General features: G+C 61.0%; 20 protein-coding genes. 14 read left to right on the top strand and 6 right to left on the bottom strand.

From position 1 onward, the window contains the following. Positions 1-12: 12 nt before the first annotated feature. The 9 genes from K3555_RS10250 (at position 13) to K3555_RS10290 (ending at position 8,125) form a co-directional block, all read left to right on the top strand. Entirely contained in the window at positions 13-642 is a 630-nt protein-coding gene (locus K3555_RS10250) for a YdcF family protein (RefSeq protein WP_260008393.1), read from the top strand. Beyond that, complete coding sequence (locus K3555_RS10255; protein WP_260008394.1) at positions 642-1,508, top strand: DMT family transporter; 867 nt, start codon at positions 642-644, stop codon at positions 1,506-1,508. Before K3555_RS10250 ends, K3555_RS10255 begins: the two co-directional genes overlap by 1 nt. Positions 1,509-1,619: 111 nt before the next feature. Continuing rightward, positions 1,620-2,714: an OmpP1/FadL family transporter gene (locus K3555_RS10260; protein ID WP_260008395.1), complete on the top strand. Its 1,095-nt coding sequence runs from the start codon at positions 1,620-1,622 to the stop codon at positions 2,712-2,714. 104 nt (positions 2,715-2,818) lie between these two features. Beyond that, positions 2,819-3,733: a DMT family transporter gene (locus tag K3555_RS10265; protein WP_259992427.1), complete on the top strand. Its 915-nt coding sequence runs from the start codon at positions 2,819-2,821 to the stop codon at positions 3,731-3,733. 55 nt (positions 3,734-3,788) lie between these two features. Then, positions 3,789-4,652, top strand: a complete 864-nt coding sequence (locus K3555_RS10270; RefSeq protein ID WP_259992428.1) for an ATPase — start codon at positions 3,789-3,791, stop codon at positions 4,650-4,652. Positions 4,653-4,711: 59 nt separating this feature from the next. Further along, a complete protein-coding gene (metA, locus tag K3555_RS10275; RefSeq protein WP_260008396.1) occupies positions 4,712-5,629 on the top strand; it encodes a homoserine O-succinyltransferase in 918 nt (305 codons plus the stop codon). Beyond that, on the top strand, positions 5,604-6,584 hold the full coding sequence (locus tag K3555_RS10280; RefSeq protein ID WP_260008397.1) for an alpha/beta fold hydrolase: 981 nt from the start codon (positions 5,604-5,606) through the stop codon (positions 6,582-6,584). The genes metA and K3555_RS10280 overlap by 26 nt, the downstream gene beginning before the upstream one ends. Positions 6,585-6,645: 61 nt before the next feature. Continuing rightward, complete coding sequence (gene ppk2, locus K3555_RS10285) at positions 6,646-7,515, top strand: polyphosphate kinase 2 (RefSeq protein ID WP_260008398.1); 870 nt, start codon at positions 6,646-6,648, stop codon at positions 7,513-7,515. Then, positions 7,508-8,125, top strand: coding sequence for a TetR/AcrR family transcriptional regulator (locus K3555_RS10290; protein ID WP_027258814.1), 618 nt, complete (start codon positions 7,508-7,510; stop codon positions 8,123-8,125). The genes ppk2 and K3555_RS10290 overlap by 8 nt, the downstream gene beginning before the upstream one ends. Here the strand turns inward: K3555_RS10290 and K3555_RS10295 are convergent. From K3555_RS10295 to K3555_RS10315, 5 genes are all read right to left on the bottom strand, one after another. Further along, complete coding sequence (locus tag K3555_RS10295; protein ID WP_260008399.1) at positions 8,122-9,180, bottom strand: adenylate/guanylate cyclase domain-containing protein; 1,059 nt, start codon at positions 9,178-9,180, stop codon at positions 8,122-8,124. The two genes, K3555_RS10290 and K3555_RS10295, sit on opposite strands and share 4 nt — an antisense overlap. Then, positions 9,177-9,545 (bottom strand): group 1 truncated hemoglobin, encoded by a 369-nt coding sequence (locus K3555_RS10300; protein ID WP_259999290.1) that lies wholly within the window; start codon positions 9,543-9,545, stop codon positions 9,177-9,179. The genes K3555_RS10295 and K3555_RS10300 overlap by 4 nt, the downstream gene beginning before the upstream one ends. Before the next feature lie 144 nt (positions 9,546-9,689). Beyond that, a complete protein-coding gene (gene rpsI / locus K3555_RS10305) occupies positions 9,690-10,175 on the bottom strand; it encodes a 30S ribosomal protein S9 (protein WP_129370747.1) in 486 nt (161 codons plus the stop codon). A 5-nt stretch (positions 10,176-10,180) separates the two neighbouring features. After that, on the bottom strand, positions 10,181-10,639 hold the full coding sequence (gene rplM, locus K3555_RS10310; RefSeq protein WP_129370746.1) for a 50S ribosomal protein L13: 459 nt from the start codon (positions 10,637-10,639) through the stop codon (positions 10,181-10,183). 165 nt (positions 10,640-10,804) lie between these two features. Further along, a complete protein-coding gene (locus tag K3555_RS10315; RefSeq protein WP_260008400.1) occupies positions 10,805-12,208 on the bottom strand; it encodes a PLP-dependent aminotransferase family protein in 1,404 nt (467 codons plus the stop codon). 94 nt (positions 12,209-12,302) lie between these two features. Between K3555_RS10315 and K3555_RS10320 the strand changes: the two genes are divergently transcribed. The 4 genes from K3555_RS10320 to asd all read left to right on the top strand — a co-directional run bounded on the left by K3555_RS10320 (position 12,303) and on the right by asd (position 15,300). Continuing rightward, positions 12,303-12,536: a DUF1127 domain-containing protein gene (locus K3555_RS10320; protein WP_027258807.1), complete on the top strand. Its 234-nt coding sequence runs from the start codon at positions 12,303-12,305 to the stop codon at positions 12,534-12,536. Positions 12,537-12,782: 246 nt separating this feature from the next. Beyond that, complete coding sequence (gene speD, locus K3555_RS10325; protein ID WP_260008401.1) at positions 12,783-13,289, top strand: adenosylmethionine decarboxylase; 507 nt, start codon at positions 12,783-12,785, stop codon at positions 13,287-13,289. Then, positions 13,286-14,149, top strand: a complete 864-nt coding sequence (gene speE / locus K3555_RS10330; protein WP_260008402.1) for a polyamine aminopropyltransferase — start codon at positions 13,286-13,288, stop codon at positions 14,147-14,149. The genes speD and speE overlap by 4 nt, the downstream gene beginning before the upstream one ends. A gap of 254 nt (positions 14,150-14,403) precedes the next feature. Then, on the top strand, positions 14,404-15,300 hold the full coding sequence (gene asd / locus K3555_RS10335; protein ID WP_260008403.1) for an archaetidylserine decarboxylase: 897 nt from the start codon (positions 14,404-14,406) through the stop codon (positions 15,298-15,300). On the opposite strand, the gene K3555_RS10340 is transcribed toward asd, so the two are convergent. Continuing rightward, positions 15,290-15,712, bottom strand: a complete 423-nt coding sequence (locus K3555_RS10340; RefSeq protein WP_129370735.1) for a PaaI family thioesterase — start codon at positions 15,710-15,712, stop codon at positions 15,290-15,292. The genes asd and K3555_RS10340 overlap by 11 nt on opposite strands. Positions 15,713-15,770: 58 nt before the next feature. On the opposite strand from K3555_RS10340, the gene K3555_RS10345 reads away from it, so the two are divergent. Beyond that, entirely contained in the window at positions 15,771-16,559 is a 789-nt protein-coding gene (locus tag K3555_RS10345; RefSeq protein ID WP_260008404.1) for an enoyl-CoA hydratase, read from the top strand. Positions 16,560-16,735 lie beyond the last annotated feature (176 nt).

Raw genomic sequence — 16,735 nt, forward strand, 5'->3', positions numbered from 1 at the left:
CGGATCACAAAATTGGCCCAGTGGTTTGCTGCCGCTGGGCTTTTTACATTTTTGGCGGTGCTTTGCTGGACCTTCCTGTGGCCGGACAATGATCCAGCGGAATTGCCCGCAGCGAATGCAATCATCTGCCTGGGCGGCGGCATGTCCGCAGATGGCTCCCTGCACGCACCGACGCAAAAGCGGGTTGAGACCTGCGCCCGGCTTTACCACGCCGGGCGGGCACCGCTGGTGGTGTTCACCGGCGGGCGCGCGATTCCGGGCGGCCCGTCTGCGGGCGCGCAAATGGCGCAGCTGGCGCAACAGTTCGGTGTGCCGCCAGACGCCATCCTGATTGAGCCTGAGTCGCAATCGACTCTGCAGAACGCGCTGTTTTCCTTGCCGCTGCTGCCCGTATCGGAAAACCTGATCCTGGTGAGCGAGGCCTTTCACCTGCCCCGCTCCTGGGCGTCCTTCCGCTGGGCCGGAGCGCGCCGGCTGCAGCTTGCAGCATCTGAAAATGTGCGCCGGGATCCAGAAACCCGCTGGCCCAGCTTCAGTATTCTCTTGCGGGAAACCGCTGCGGTCTGGTTCAACCTGTTCAGGGCCGCCGCTTGGAGCGCTGCCTCCACCGTGGATTTGCAAAACGATGATTGGCTGCACTGATGACTGACAACGCCAAAGCCGCCCTTTGGATGATCGGCGCCATTGTCTCGTTTTCCGCCATGGCCATTGCGGGCCGCGAGGCCGGGCTGACCCTCGACACGTTCGAAGTCATGACCTACCGCAGCCTGGTCGGGGTGATCATCGTGGTGGCGCTGCTGACGGCGACGGGCAAATGGCATCAGGTCAGCCGGGCGCGGCTGGGCGTTCACGCTGTGCGCAATCTGTTCCATTTCACCGGCCAGAACCTGTGGTTTCTGGCGGTGACGCTGATCCCGCTGGCCCAGGTCTTTGCCTTGGAGTTCACCTCGCCGCTGTGGGTGATTATCCTGTCGCTGCTACTGCTGGGGGAAGTGCTGACCCGGCGCCGGATGCTGGCGGCGGCGATCGGCTTTGCCGGCATCCTGATCGTAGCCCGCCCCAGCCCGGACACCCTGAGCCTGGGTATCGGGGCCGCCGCCAGCTGCGCGATCTTCTTTGCCCTCACCGCGATCCTGACCAAACGGCTGACCCGGCACGAAAAAACGGCTTCTATTCTGTTCTGGCTCACCGCCATGCAGCTGGTGATGGGCCTGCTGGCGGCAGGCTGGGACGGCGACATGGCGTTGCCGGACGCCACCACCGTGCCCTGGCTGGTGCTGATCGGCATTGCCGGGCTGACCGCGCATTTCTGCCTGACAACCGCGCTGTCACTGGCGCCAGCCAGCGTGGTGGTGCCGGTGGATTTCGCCCGCCTGCCCGCCATCGCCATTCTGGGCATGGTGATCTATGGCGAAGCGCTGGATGCCTGGGTGCTGAGCGGTGCCGCTATCATCTGCATTGCAAATTACCTCAACATTGTTGCCAAGAAACCCGCAAAACCCGCTTAAGATTGACCGATTGCGGCAGGTTTCCGTGCCGTTAGCATTGATTTGACAAATTCCTGCCGGTTACGGTTCTGTGACAAGAAGCCGCAAAGGCTTTCGTACAGGGAGGAACCAATGAAAAAGATCCACGCTGCGCCCTTGGCGCTGGCGCTGCTGCCGGGTGTTGCCATGGCTGGCGGCGTTGACCGCTCCGGCCAAACTCTTGGCGCATTGTTTGAAGAGGGCACTTACGCCGAGTTCTCGATCGGCCATGTGAGCCCGGATGTCTCAGGCACAGCGATTGGCGCAAATTCAGGCGACATGGTCGGCTCGCACCTGCAACTCGGCGCGGCTTACAAACGCGACATCAATGACAAGCTGAGTTTTGCGCTGATTTTCGATCAGCCCTTTGGCGCCGATGTGGAGTATCCCGCCGGCACCGGCTATGTCTTTCAGGGCGCAACTGCCGAACTTAACTCCAACGCGATAACCGGTGTGCTGCGCTATAAGTTCAACCAGAACTTCAGCGCCTACGGCGGCGTGCGGCTGCAGACAATGGAGGCGGAAGTCTCAATCCCTGTGTTCGGCGGCTATGCAGCAAGCGGCGACCGCGATGAAAGCTTTGGGTATCTGGTGGGTGTTGCCTATGAGCGCCCGGACATCGCACTGCGGATTGCACTGACATATTTCTCGGAAATCGACCACGACGTCAGCACCACGGAAACCGGAGGCGGCCTGCCGGCACCGTTCACCTCGACAACTGCCATCAACACGCCGCAGGCTGTAAACCTGGATTTCCAGACCGGCATTGCCAAGGACACGCTGCTGTTCGGCGGCGTGCGCTGGGTGGAATGGTCCAAGTTCAACATTTCGCCCACCTTCTACACCGGCACGCTGATTGGTCGGCCGCTGGTGTCCTTTGCGGATGACCGCTACACCTACACCTTGGGTGTGGGCCGCAAGTTCAACGAAAACTGGTCGGGCTCGGTGTCGGTCAGCTATGAGGAAACACTGGGCGGCTTCCAGTCCAACCTCAGCCCGCAGGACGGCCGTTTGGGTCTGACCATCGGCGCCAAGTACAAGCAAGGCAACATGAGCATCTCCGGCGGTGTCAACGTTACCCGCGTCGGCAGTGCGCAAACTGTTGTCGACCCTGCGACGGCGTCGACTTCGCAATTCGGCGACAACACCTCGGTCGGGGTTGGCATCAAGGTCGGTTATCACTTCTGATCCTGCCGCAATTCCGGTTCCAGCCCCGCCCTTTTCCGGGCGGGGTTTTCTTTTGCCGCAAGATCCGGGTCGCTCGCATCAGCCCTGCGCGCTAACTGATCCGCATGAGCCCTCAAAAAACCATATCCCCCCGCGCCTGGGCCGAGCTGATACTGCTCGGCGTGATCTGGGGCGGATCGTTTCTGTCGATCCGCATCGCCCTGGACGAAATCCCCGTTGTTACCCTTGTGCTGCATCGCTGCGGCTGGGCGGCGCTGTTCCTGTGGGGCGTGGTGCTGCTGATGCGGCTGCCGGTGCCAAAGGAGCCGCGTATCTGGGGCGCCTTTCTGGTGATGGGCCTTTTGAACAACATCATCCCCTTCGGCCTGATGACCTGGGGACAGCTGTATATTGAGACCGGCCTTACCTCGATCCTGAATGCGGCCACGGCCATCTTCGGCGTCATCGTCGCTGCGCTGGTGTTTGCCGACGAACGGCTGACAGCACGCAAGGCACTGGGAGTGGCGCTGGGGTTTCTCGGCGTGGCCACCGCCATCGGGCTGGAGCAATTTGCCAATTTCGACATCCGAAGCACCGCTCAACTGGCAGTACTGGCCGGCACCGTGTCTTATGCCTTTGCCAGTGCCTGGGCGCGGCTGAAACTGTCCGGACTGCCGCCGCAGGTGGCGGCTGCCGGTATGCTGACCGGCTCCACCCTCTGCCTGCTGCCGGCAGCCTTGCTGGTTGACGGCCCGGTTTCGCTGAGCCTGGAAACCGGCACCTGGCTATCCATTGCCTATTTTTCGCTGATTGCCACTGCTGGCGCCTATCTGCTGTATTACCGGGTGCTAGCGTTGGCGGGCAGCGGCAACCTGATGCTGGTCACCCTGATCATTCCGCCGGTTGCCATCCTGCTGGGCGCCTGGTGGCTGGGAGAAGAGTTGAAACCGCAGGCCTACGCCGGTTTTGCCCTGCTGGCAGCCGGGCTTATGGTCCTGAACGGCAAACCGGTCCTGCGGCGCAAACGCACACGGAATTGACCAAGCCCCCGCAGGTGATTAGCAAGGCGTGAAACCTTCAGGGACTTGGGATCTCATGCTTTACACTTCTGCGCAGGACTGGCGCGACGCGCCCAACAAACGGGTGCTGTTCTTTGGCATGTCCGGGCTTGGCAAAACCTATGTCAGCAACATCCTGCGCGGCGCCGGCAGCTGGTTCCACTACTCGGTCGATTACCGTATCGGCACCCGCTACATGGGCGAATACATCGCCGACAACGCCAAGGCCGAGGCGATGAAAGTGCCGTTCCTGCGGGACCTTCTGCTGTCGGATTCCATCTTCATCGGCTCCAACATCACGTTTGAGAACCTGACCCCGGTTGCCTCCTATCTGGGCAAACCAGGCGATAAGGCCAAAGGCGGGCTGCCGATTGGCGAATACAAGCGCCGCCAGGAACAGTTCCGGGTCGCCGAAATCCGGGCGCTGCTGGATACGGAATACTTCGCGGGCCGCGCCCAGCAGCTTTACGGCTATCCGAATTTCATCTGCGATACTGGCGGGTCGATCTGCGAATGGGTCGATGCCAATGACCCGAACGATCAGGTTCTGTCGGAACTCAGCAAACACACGCTGATGGTCTGGATCAAGGGCAGCGAGGCCCACACGGCAGAACTGGTGCGCCGGTTCGACCGCGCGCCCAAGCCGATGTCCTATCAGCCGGAGTTTCTGGACCGGGTCTGGCAAGAGTATCTTCAGGAAAATGGCGTAGCCGAAGGGGATGTCGACCCTGATACTTTCATCCGCTGGACCTATGCCCAGGCGCTGGCGCACCGCCAGCCGCGCTATCAGGCGATGGCCGACAATTGGGGCGTTACCGTCACCGCCGATCAGATCTCAGCCGTCAAGGATGAGGCGGGTTTCGAGGATTTGATCGCCTCCGCTCTTGAGGCCCGCGGCTAAGCCGCTTATCTGACGAATTCCGCTATATCGCACAACCTTCCGCAAATCAGGACACTGACATGCCCATCAAGATGCCCGCAGACCTCCCCGCCTATGACGTTCTGACGAACGAAGGCGTGATGGTCATGTCGCCGGACCAGGCGGCGCGTCAGGACATCCGCCCCATCCGCATCGGCCTGCTGAACCTGATGCCCAAGAAGATCCAGACCGAAAACCAGTTTGCCCGGCTGATCGGAGCAACCCCGCTGCAGATCGATCTGAGCCTGATCCGGATGACCGAGCATCAGACCAGGAACACCGCGGCTGAGCATATGGCCGAATTTTACCACTCCTTCCAGGAAGTGAAGAACGAGAAGTTCGACGGGCTGATCATCACCGGCGCCCCGATTGAGCATCTCGACTTCCCCGAGGTGACCTATTGGGAGGAGATGCGCGAGGTGTTCGAATGGACCCAGACCAACGTGCATTCCACCTTTGGCGTCTGCTGGGGCGGCATGGCGATGATCAACCATTTCCACGGCGTGAAGAAACATATGCTGGATCACAAGGCGTTCGGCTGCTTCCGGCACCGGAACCTGGCGCCGGCTTCGCCCTATTTGCGCGGGTTTTCGGACGATTTTGTGATCCCGGTCAGCCGCTGGACCGAGATGAAGCAGGCCGAAATCAGTGCAGCACCAGGGCTGAAGACGCTGCTGGGCAGCGACGAAGTCGGCCCCTGCCTGGTTGAGGACAAGGCGCACAACGCGCTCTATATCTTTAACCATTTTGAGTATGACAATGATACGCTGAAGCAGGAATACGACCGCGACGTGGCCAATGGCACCACGATCAACGTGCCGGGCAACTACTATCCGGACGATGATCCCAGCCAGCCGCCGCAAAACCGCTGGCGCAGCCACGCGCATCTTCTTTATGGCAATTGGATCAATGAGATCTACCAGACCACGCCTTATGAAATGGATCAGATCGGCCGCTAAGGTGCTGGTTTACGCAGGCCTTGCACTGGCGGCCGCCGCTGCGCTGACCAACTGGCAGGCGGGCCGCCGCGAGGCAGCGGCTGTCGCAAGCCACCCGCCATTGGGACAAACCCTGGTGGCGGGCAGCCACCGGGTGCATGTGGTAGAGATGGGCCGGCCCAAAGGCAGCGCGCCGGATCTGGTGCTGATCCACGGCTCCAGCGGCAGTACACGCGATATGACCTTCCGGCTGGCACCGGCTTTGGCAGAGGACTTCCGTATCCTGATATTCGACCGGCCCGGACTGGGGTATTCAGACCGCATCAATGGCACCGGGGCGACCATCCGCCAGCAGGCTGCCCTGCTGCGCCAGGCCGCGGCGCAAATGGGGGCGGACAGGCCGATTGTGCTGGGCCAAAGCTATGGCGGCGCGGTTGCGCTGGCCTGGGCGGTGGACCACCCGGACAGTATCTCGGCGCTGGTGACTGTGTCCGGCGTCGCCTATCCTTGGACCACGCCGCTGGACCCGCTGTACCGGGTCACCTCCTCGCGTGCTGGCAGTATGGTGGCGGTGCCCTTGCTGACCGCCTTTGTGCCGGACAATGCTGTGTCCCGATCGCTGCAGGAGGTCTTTGCGCCGCAAGCCGTGCCGGAAGGATATGCGGCACATTTTGGCCCTGGCCTGTCGCTGCGGCGCACGTCCTTGCGCGCAAATGCCCGGCAACGGGCAAACCTGCTGCAGGAAGTGACCGAACTGTCGCCGCGCTATGGTGAAATCCCGGTTCCGGTGGAAGTTCTGCACGGCACTGCTGACGATCTGGTCAGCCCGGAGCTTCACGCCCAAGGCCTGGCCCGGAATGTGAAAGGCGCGCAGCTGACCCTGCTGGATGGTATCGGCCATATGCCGCAGCATGTGGCCACAGCAGAAGTGGCCGCAGCCGTACGCCGGGCCGCACTGCGCGCACAATTGCGTTAAAACGATTCACATTCCTTGCCTCTTGCCCATATAAAGGGTTGAGGACAGAAGGGTTTTTCACATGCCGCTGCCATATGACGGGGCCATAAGCCACTATTACCGGACTGGCGCGCCGGAGGAGATCCGCAAGGCCATCAAAGGCGCGGATAAAGACGGGATCCTCAGCCCCAGCTACCCCTACCGGGAGCGGATGAAGCGCAAGGCCTACGAGGCGGAGCTGGAGGCGCTGCAGATCGAACTGGTCAAGCTGCAGTCCTGGGTCAAATCCAGCGGCGCCCGCATTGCCATTGTGTTCGAAGGCCGGGACGCGGCAGGCAAGGGCGGCACCATCAAGCGCTTTCGCGAGAACCTGAACCCCCGCGGTGCGCGGATCGTGGCGCTGTCCAAACCCTCCGAGGCCGAACAAAGCCAGTGGTATTTTCAGCGCTATGTCCAGCACCTGCCGTCGGGCGGCGAAATCGTGTTCTTCGACCGCAGCTGGTACAACCGCGGCGTAGTGGAAAGGGTGTTTGGTTTCTGCACGGACGCGCAGCGCGAGCGCTTCTTCCGCCAGGTTCCGGGGTTTGAACGGGCCCTGGCCGAGGATGGCGTGCATCTGTTCAAGTTCTGGCTGAATGTCGGCCGGGCAGAACAGCTGCGCCGCATTCTGTCGCGCGAGTCCGACCCGTTGAAACAGTGGAAACTCAGCCCGATTGACGTGAAGGGGCTGGAGAAATGGGACGGCTACAGCGCCGCCATTTCCGAAACCTTTGCGCGCAGCCACAGTGCCGAGGCCCCCTGGACCATCATCCGCTCGGATGACAAACGGCGGGCGCGGCTGGCGGCGATGCGCAGCGTGCTGCACGCGGTTGACTATGAAAGCAAAAACGCCGATGCGATTGGCGAGTTGGACACTGGAATTTGCGGAGGCCCGGATATCTGGGATGCCTAAACGCGGCTATCATCACGGCAATCTGCGCCAGGCGCTGGTCGAAGCAGCCCTGCATCTGATCGAGGCCAAGGGCCCGACCGGGTTCACCCTGTCGGAGGCTGCCAAACAGGCCGGAGTGACCCCCGCCGCCGTCTACCGCCACTTCAAAGGCCGCGAGGATTTGATCGCCGAAGCCGGGCGGCAGGGCTATGCGATGTTTGCCGACCTGATGCAGCACGCCTATGACAAATACCAGCCCTCGGCGCTGGCGGCGTTTGAGGCTACGGGGCGCGCCTATCTTGCCTTTGCCCGCAAGCATCCGGGCCATTACATCGCCATGTTTGAAAGCGGCATTTCGGTGAACCGGACGCCGGAACTGGCTGATGCTGCTGCCCGGGCACGGGCGATCCTGGAACGCGCGGCGGCAGACCTCAGCCAGCATATCCCAGAAGACAAACGCCCGCCTGCTTCGATGTTCTCGGCGCATGTGCTGGCGATGAGCCACGGAGTGGTGGAGCTTTATGCACGGAACTCGCCCGGTGCCGCCTCGCCCTTCCCGCCCGAGGACCTGCTGGAAAGCGGTATCGGTATCTACTTGCGAGGACTGGGGCTGATTGCACCGGACGGTTAGAACCGGCTGCTGGGCTGCGGGGCGCGCAACTCGTCACCGACGTTGACAAGATGCACCTCACCGATGCCCTTGATATCTTCGGGGCCAATGTCGGTGACGCGGAATTCCTCGGACAGGGCTTCCTTCATCTCTTCCGGCGCGACGATTTTCATCGGGTTGGCAAAGACTTGCAGGCGCGAGGCCAGGTTCACTGCCGGGCCGAAGACGTCATAAACGTATTTCTGAATACCGACCACCGAACCGACGGCCGAGCCGGTGCCCAGCCCGATCCGCGCCTGCCATTTATGCTGGTGGCTTTGGTTGCGCCGGTCCAGATAGCGCAGGAACCTGGTAGCGCAATGGGCCACGGCGGTGGCGTGATCCGGGGTAGGATCCGGCATCCCGGCCACCGCCAGATAAGCATCGCCAATGGTCTTGATCCGCTCGCAGCCGTATTGTTCGACGATGCGGTCAAAGGCGGTGAAGATATCGTTCAGCTCGCCCAAGGTCACCGTTGGATCGGTGCGCGATGCGAAGTCCGTAAAGTTGACGAAATCCAGCATCACCACTGACACTTTGGGATAAAGCTGCGGTGTCACCACGCCGAAGGTCTTGAACTCCTCATAGACCGAGCGCGGCATCAGGTTCAGCAGCAACCGTTCCACCCGCTCCTTCTCGCGCTCCAGCTCGCGGGTGTTGCGCTCCACCATGGCGGAATAGCTGTCGATCATGCTTTCCAGCTCGCGGATGCGGGTGATGTTCTGGCATTCCACTACCAACAGCGCCTCGTCCAGATGGCTGGCCTGGGAGATGTTGATGGCAAAGACCAGCGTCCGCCGCTTGCGCTTGATTTTCAGCTCCGCAGAATAGCGCAGCCCTTCATCGCACAGCGGGCCAAGATCCTGTGGCTGCAACCCTTCGATGGCATCCGTAAGGGCCGCATCCGGGCCGGGTGTGCCAAACCACTCAGCAAAGGGTTGATTGTGAAAGACAAACCCCAGATCAGAAGCGCGTACTACGGCAACTCCGACGCCAACGGCGCGCAGCAGCTGCTCGTTGATGGCAGCAATGCTCATGCGGCGTCCCGGTGGACGATGACGTTGCGCTTGCTTTCAATTGCGGCAAGCGTGGCCCGCACGTCCGGCTCGGACAGCCCGTGCTGCTCCAGCGCGTCTTTCAGCAACGCGCCCATTTCATCAAAGTCATCATGGGTTATGGCCAGGGCCCGGTGCACCGCCTCCAGCCGCTCATCACTGAAGGATGCAGGCCCGCCCAGCAGCGAGGAAATGAACTTGGTCTGATGGTCGATCAGCCGCGCCATATCGACATCGGCGAAGTAGTCGCCGATCTGATCGGACTCAAGCGCCAACTCATAAAAGGTCATCACGACCCGGCTGATGGCGCTGAATCCGCCGTATTTCTCATAGATGGTTTGCGCCATGGCAGCGTTCCCCCAACAGGAAGCGGTCCGCCCATGTTACGGCATTTTTTGAAAAAAGTTAACGGTGCAGGAAATTTGCGTATTCCAAACACAAAAAGGGCCGCTTCAAGAGCGGCCCTTTTGCAGTTCTGTTTCTGTGCAAGCTTAACGCTTGGAGAACTGGAAGCTCTTACGGGCTTTGGCCTTACCGTATTTCTTCCGTTCCACAACACGGCTGTCGCGGGTCAGGAAGCCAGCCGCTTTCAGCGCGCCGCGCAGAGCGGGATTATACAGCTGCAGCGCTTTGGAGACGCCGTGCTTGACCGCACCGGCCTGACCGGACAGGCCGCCGCCTTTGACGGTAGCGTAGACGTCGAATTCGCCTTCAACACCGGCAACCTGGAACGGCTGGCGCAGGATCATCTGCAGCACCGGACGGGCGAAGTATTTGTTGATTTCCAAACCGTTCACTTCGACCTTGCCGGAGCCCGGCTTGATCCAGACACGGGCAACAGCGTCTTTACGCTTGCCGGTGGCATAGGCGCGGCCCAGTTCATCGCGAACCGGCTCACGTGTGATGGTTTCTTCGGCCACTGCTTCCACACCGGTTGCAGCTGCGAGCTCTTCAAGAGTGTTGATCTGATCAGACATCTACATTAGCTCCGGGTGTTTTTCTTGTTCATGGATGCAACATCCAGAACTTCGGGGGCCTGTGCTTCATGCGGGTGCTCGGCACCGGCATAGACACGCAGATTGGTCATGATCTGACGGCTCAGACGGTTGCCCGGCAGCATGCGCTTGACCGCTTGGGTCACAACGCGCTCGGGGTGCTTGCCTTCCAGGATTTCCTGTTTGGTGCGCGATTTGATGCCGCCCGGGTGGCCAGTGTGCCAGTAGAAGTGCTCTTCGCGCTTCTTGCCGGTCATCTGCACCTTTTCGGCATTGATGATGATCACGTTGTCGCCCATATCCATATGCGGAGTGAAGGACGCTTTGTGCTTACCACGCAGGCGCATGGCGACGATGGAAGCAAGACGGCCCAGAACAACGCCCTCGGCGTCGATCAGGATCCACTTCTTCTCGATGTCTGCCGGAGTAGCAGAGAAGGTTTTCATGGCAGGTCAATCCTGTTTGTCGTGACGGCAGATTCCCCGAAAGGAAACGCCTGAATGCGATGGAGGGGGTTTACGGCGATCACAAAGCCGCGTCAACAGCGGCAATCAACAATAAACATAGCAAATTCAACATCTTACAAATTAGGTATAATAATACCCCAAAAATCAGACGCTGATCTGCTCGGGCGGGTTGTCCAGCAGGGCACGCAGGCGCAGCATCGCCTCCTCGAACTGTTTCAGCGGCACATGCGCGTTGATGGCGATGCGCACCGCATGCGGCGCGCGGCCGTCGCGTAGGGCAAATTCATCTGCCGAGCGGATCTGAACACCGTTTGATTCTGCGGCGCGGGTGAAAGCGGCAGCGCGCCAGCCCGAGGGCAGCCGCAGCCAGACAAAGGGCACATCCGGATTCCAGGTCAGATCAAACCCGCCAAGCGCATTGACCGCGACCCGGACATAGCGGGCCATTTCCCCGCGCACCGCCGCCACCAGATCAGGCAGCCGCGGATCGCTGAGCAGGATCCGCACCAGATCTGCCAGCGGCTGCGCCAGGCCGAAATACCCGTGTTCCGCCACCCGCCGCAGGTCCGTGGACCGGCCCTCGGGCGCCAGCGCAAAGCCGACGCGAAGGGCTGGTGTCAGGATCTTGGAGATCGAGGACACATGCCAGGCAAGCTCCGGCGCCAGCGACCGGTAGCTGGGTGCGCGCGACTCGCCCAACCGGTAGCAGTCATCCTCGACGATCTGCACCCCGTGGCGGCGGGCAATGCGGACAATCTCCTTGCGGCGCCCCAGCGGCGTGTGCAGCCCGGTCGGATTATGCACCTCAGGGCTGGTGCACAGCACCGTGGCGCCGGTCTTGCGGATCGCCAGTTCCATTGAATCCGGCCGGATGCCGTGTTCATCCATGGCAACCTCGACCACCTGCGCCCGCAGCAGTTCCGCGGCACGGCGGAACCCGGCATAGGTCAGATCCTCAACCATGATCACCGGCTGCGGCCCCTCGAGGATCGCTTGCAGAACCACCATCAGCCCGTTCTGACCGCCATGTGTCAGGACAATGTCGTTTTCTGTGACCATGCCGACCGGCGACTGCCCCACCCAGGCCGCCGCCGCCTGGCGCACCGGCAGATAGGCGTCGCGGGTCGGATAATTCAGGAAATTGCGTGCCTCGCCTTCCGCCACCTTGTGCAGCGCCTCGCGCACCGCGGCCACCTGCCCCATATCGGCAATCCGCGGGCTGAACAGGCTGACATGGCCGGGATCGCGCGCTTCCAGCAAATGCAGCTCCCGCGACCATACGTCATCGGGCACCGGCTTTTTCTTTTCGGCTACAAAGGTGCCGCGCCCAACCTCGGCCTCCAGCACGCCTTCATCGGTCAGAATGCTGTAGGCGCGGGCTACGGTGCCGGGTGTAATGCTCAATTGATACGCAAGATCGCGCACTGGCGGCAGCTTTGTACCAATTTTCAAACTGCCCAATTCGACAGCAGACCGGATTGTATCTGCCACCTTTTTATACTTGGGACCTTTTGTCTCACTCAGGCTTTGCGGCCAAATTGTACCCATTACAATCCATCCTTGGACAACACGCTTACCCCTTTGTATCAAAACATCACGACAAATCAACAGGATTGTATCAACACAATACAGGAAGCCTCCCATGGTACAGCACACGCAAATGGCACACTCGAACATGTCCTATCTGATCAGCCGCCCGGGCCTGCCGGTGCTGGCGCAATGGGCCGTCCTCTTTGCTGTGCTGGTCACCAAGTGGAGCCTGCGCCGCCGCACAAGGACCCATCTGAAACACCTGAGCGCAGCACAGCTTAAGGACATCGGGCTGAGCCGCCAGGACGCCCATTATGAAGCCACTCTTCCGTTCTGGCGCCCATGATCCCCTGGGCAATAGAACAACCTGACGGCCGGGGTTCGCCCCGGCCCTTTTTTTTGCCCGCCCTCATGATCCGCAGGATGCAGGTCCTTGCGCGTTACCGGCTATGCAAAAATTAAAGGTTGATCGAATCTCCCCCCCGGCCTAAATGCCCCTCACTTTCGGTACCGATCCCAACCCCGGACCCTTATTCGGGGGGGCGCTAAGGAACCGGCTGGATTGCAATCTACTGGAACGAAGGGGAGTGTCATGAAAGACGCCAACCTCTTCCAACTGGGGATCGGTCTGGAGACAGGCGCCCATGAGGAAGATACCGCCCGCGGTGTAACAGCCGCGAATATCGACTCCGTTGTGGACTCGGACCGCGAAGACCATTTCATCCGCAAGGATGGCAAGGTGTTTGCTGGGACCCATCTGATCATCGAAGTAATGAAAGGCACCGGCCTGGACTGCGAAGCCCGCATCCAGAAAGCGTTCCGCGACTGCGTTGACGTTTGCGGCGCCACCCTGCTGCACATCCACACCCACAAGTTTTCGCCCCAGGGCGTCTCCGGCGTGGCCGTGCTGGCGGAAAGCCATATCTCTGTGCACACATGGCCTGAAATCGGCTATGGCGCCTTTGACGTCTTCATGTGCGGCGATGCCGAGCCGTGGAAAGCCGTCGGCGTGCTGAAAGAGGCCTTCAACACTGACATGGTGGAAGTGCGCGAACTGCTGCGCGGAGAGGAACTGATCGCCAAAGAGGTTGCGGCATGAGCAGTGCCAGCAAACCGGAGTGGGTGACGGAAAGCCTGCACTCGCATTACGCCCAGGCCCTGCGCGTGGACGAAATGCTGTATGACAGCAACACCGAGCATCAGCGCCTGAAAGTGTTCCAGAACGGCCAATTCGGCCGCATCCTGACACTGGACGACGTGGTGCAGACCACCGAAGGCGACAACTTCATCTACCACGAGATGCTGACCCACGTGCCGATCCTGGCGCATGGTGCCGCAAAACGCGTGCTGATCATCGGCGGCGGCGACGGCGGAATGGCCCGCGAGGCGCTGCGCCACACGTCGGTCGAACATGTCACAATGGTGGAGATCGACGGCGGCGTGGTGGATTTCTCGAAAGAATACCTGCCGATGCTGAGCGACGGCGCCTTCGACGATCCGCGCCTCAATCTGGTGATCAACGACGGTGCGCTCTTCATGAAAGAGAATACCGGAAAGTTCGATGTGATCATCGTCGATTCGACCGACCCGATCGGCCCCGGCGAAGTGCTGTTCACCGACACCTTCTATGGCCACGCGGCCCGTTCGCTGACCGAAGACGGCATCATCGTAACGCAAAACGGCGTGCCGTTCATGCAGGGTGACGAGCTGACCGGCACCCTGCGCGCCTTCCAGGCGCTGTTCGCCGATGCGTCCTGTTATCTGGCGTCAGTGCCAACCTATGCCGGCGGGCCGATGGCGTTTGGCTGGGGCAGCCACTCGGACAAGGCCCGTAACGTGAGCCTTGCGGATCTAGAGGCACGCTTTGCCGCCGCCGGGATCGAGACCGGATATTACAATCCGGAGATCCACAAGGCCGCCTTTGCCTTGCCGAACTACGTGAAGAAGCTGTTCCCCTAAAGAACATCAGGGACAAGGGGGCGGCGGCCCCCTTTCTCTTTTTTGGAAAAGCAATTCCGCCCGCCTAGCGGGCAAGCGTCGCGCATCCGGTGCTAAGGCACTTTTCTGCCGCAAAAGCTCCACTGGCGCATTCGCAAGACGGCCCCCGGCCCCTGAACGGTCCCGGCCCCGGCGTTGCGACCCAATTCCGGCCTTGGCCCCGCCGCCGCTTCTTGCTAGGCGCGGCGGAGCAGAAACCAGACGTGGCAGGCCCTATGAAGCGCGATCCCATCCTTGTTGTTGACCGCGACACCGGCGAGACCTTTGAAGAGGCCGTGCTCGGCGAGAAATGGATTCGCTGGGCCTATCAGAACGCCAGTGCCCGGCCCATCGAGAAACTGCTGTTTCGATCGCCCCTCATCAGCCGTCTGATGGGCACCTGGTTCAACTCGCGGTTCTCCAAGAGCAAGATCAAGGCGGTGATAGAAGGCCTGTCGATCGACATGACCGAAGCTTCTGCCGACACTGAGAGTTTCTCCTGTTTCAATGAATTCTTTGTCCGCCACCTGAAACCCGAAGTGCGCCCCTTCAGCACCGACCCCAAGGACGTTGTCTCCCCTGCCGATGGCCGGGTGCTGGTGTTCCCGGAATTGGCCGAGGACATATTTGTGCCCGTCAAAGGCCACCCGATGTCTGTCCGCACCATGCTGCCAGGCATCGCCGATCGCTTCATCGGCGGCGCCCTGGCCATCGTGCGGCTGTGCCCGGCGGATTATCACAGATACCACTTTCCTGCCGCTGGCCGGATCAATGGCGCCCAGGACATTGCCGGCGCGCTGCATTCGGTGAACCCGATTGCGCTGGGGGCCGGGCCGGATGTGTTCGGCGAGAACAAACGCAGCTGGACCCTGATCGAGACCGAAACGCTGGGCACCTATTGTTTTGTCGAGGTCGGCGCCTTTGGTGTCGGCAGCATCGTCAACACCCGTACCGCTGGCGACGTGCAGAAGATGGACGAGAAGGGTTACTTCAAATTCGGCGGCTCCACCGTGGTGGTGGTGTTTGAACCCGGCAAGATCCGTTTCTCCGACGATCTGGTGGCAAACAGCGCCAAAGGCCGGGAGACGCTGGTGAAAGTCGGTCAGCCCTTTGCCACTGCGGTTAACGCTTAGGCGGGATCGAATATGTCATGCTGGCGCGCGCCACCGGCTCTGCCAGCCCTTCGGAATACATCAGCACATCGGCAACCGCCAAAACCCGGCCCAGCTTCAACAGCCGCGCCTCGGCGATGATATCCGCGCCGGCCACGGGTTTGCGCATGAAATCCAGCGAACAATTGGTGGTGACGGCCAGCGCCTCGCGCCCCAATCGCGACAGGAGCAGCGCATAGATCGCGCAATCCGCCAGTGCAAACATCGACGGGCCCGATACCGTGCCGCCGGGCCGCAAATGCCGCTCGGCTGTCAAAAGCCGCATCCGCAGGCCCTGCTCATCCATCGCGTCGATGGCGAAATCGTCTTTTACCTGCGGAAAAATCTCGTGCAGGTAATCCGTCAGACCTGCGACATCAAATGCCAGCGTCATGCTTTCCCTTTCCCCTATCCCTGCATAGAGTTGCCCCGAGAATTGCGAGGAGGGCAAGATGACAATTCTGGAACGTCACGACACGGGCGGCATTGCCCGGCTGAAGATGAACACGCCGGAAAAACTGAACGCCCTGTCGGACGAGATGCTGGCGGCCCTGCAGGCGCAGATCGACGCCCTGCGCGAAGACAGCAGTATCAAGGTGGTGATCCTGTCCGGCACCGGCAAAGGGTTCTGTGCGGGCCATGACATCAAACAGATGACCGCAGGCCGCGCCGCGGCGGACGGCGGCAAGGCTTACTTTCAAGACCTGTTTGCCCGCTGCACCAGCGTGATGACAGGGCTGCAGTCGCTGCCCCAGGTGGTGATTGCCCAGGTCCATGGTATCGCCACGGCAGCAGGCTGCCAGCTGGTTGCCTCTTGCGATCTGGCGGTGGCGGCAGAGGACACCAAATTCGGCGTCAACGGGGTGAACATCGGGTTGTTCTGCTCCACACCGATGGTGGCCCTGTCCCGCAATATCCCGCGCAAGCAGGCGTTTGAGCTGCTGACCACCGGCGAGTTCATCAATGCCGCCCGCGCGGTGGACCTGGGTCTGGCCAACCGCGCCGTGCCGCTGGAGGAGCTGGAGGACGAAACCGCCCGGCTGGCGGAAACCATCGCCGCAAAACTCGGCTCGGCTGTTAAAATCGGCAAACAGGCATTTTATCAGCAGCTGCAAATGCCGCTGGATCAGGCCTATGCCTATACCAGCGGAGTGATTGTCGAAAATCTGATGTACCGCGACACCATCGAAGGCATGGCCGCCTTTATCGAAAAACGCGCCCCCGACTGGCAGGAAAGCTGATGCGTCGGGAGGATTTTTCGGGAATTCCGGCCTGACCCCCGGAATTCTCCGAAAATTTTAGGCTTTGTTTACCAATCCGCACATATTGTTTCCTTAAGACGCCAGCCAAACGCCTTTCAATTCGGGCGGAAAGATGGCAAAGATTGGGCACGGTCGCTGATTAGTCACTGACCGGC

Source organism: Leisingera sp. M527 (assembly GCF_025141525.1).
In the GTDB taxonomy this organism is placed as follows: Bacteria; Pseudomonadota; Alphaproteobacteria; order Rhodobacterales; family Rhodobacteraceae; genus Leisingera.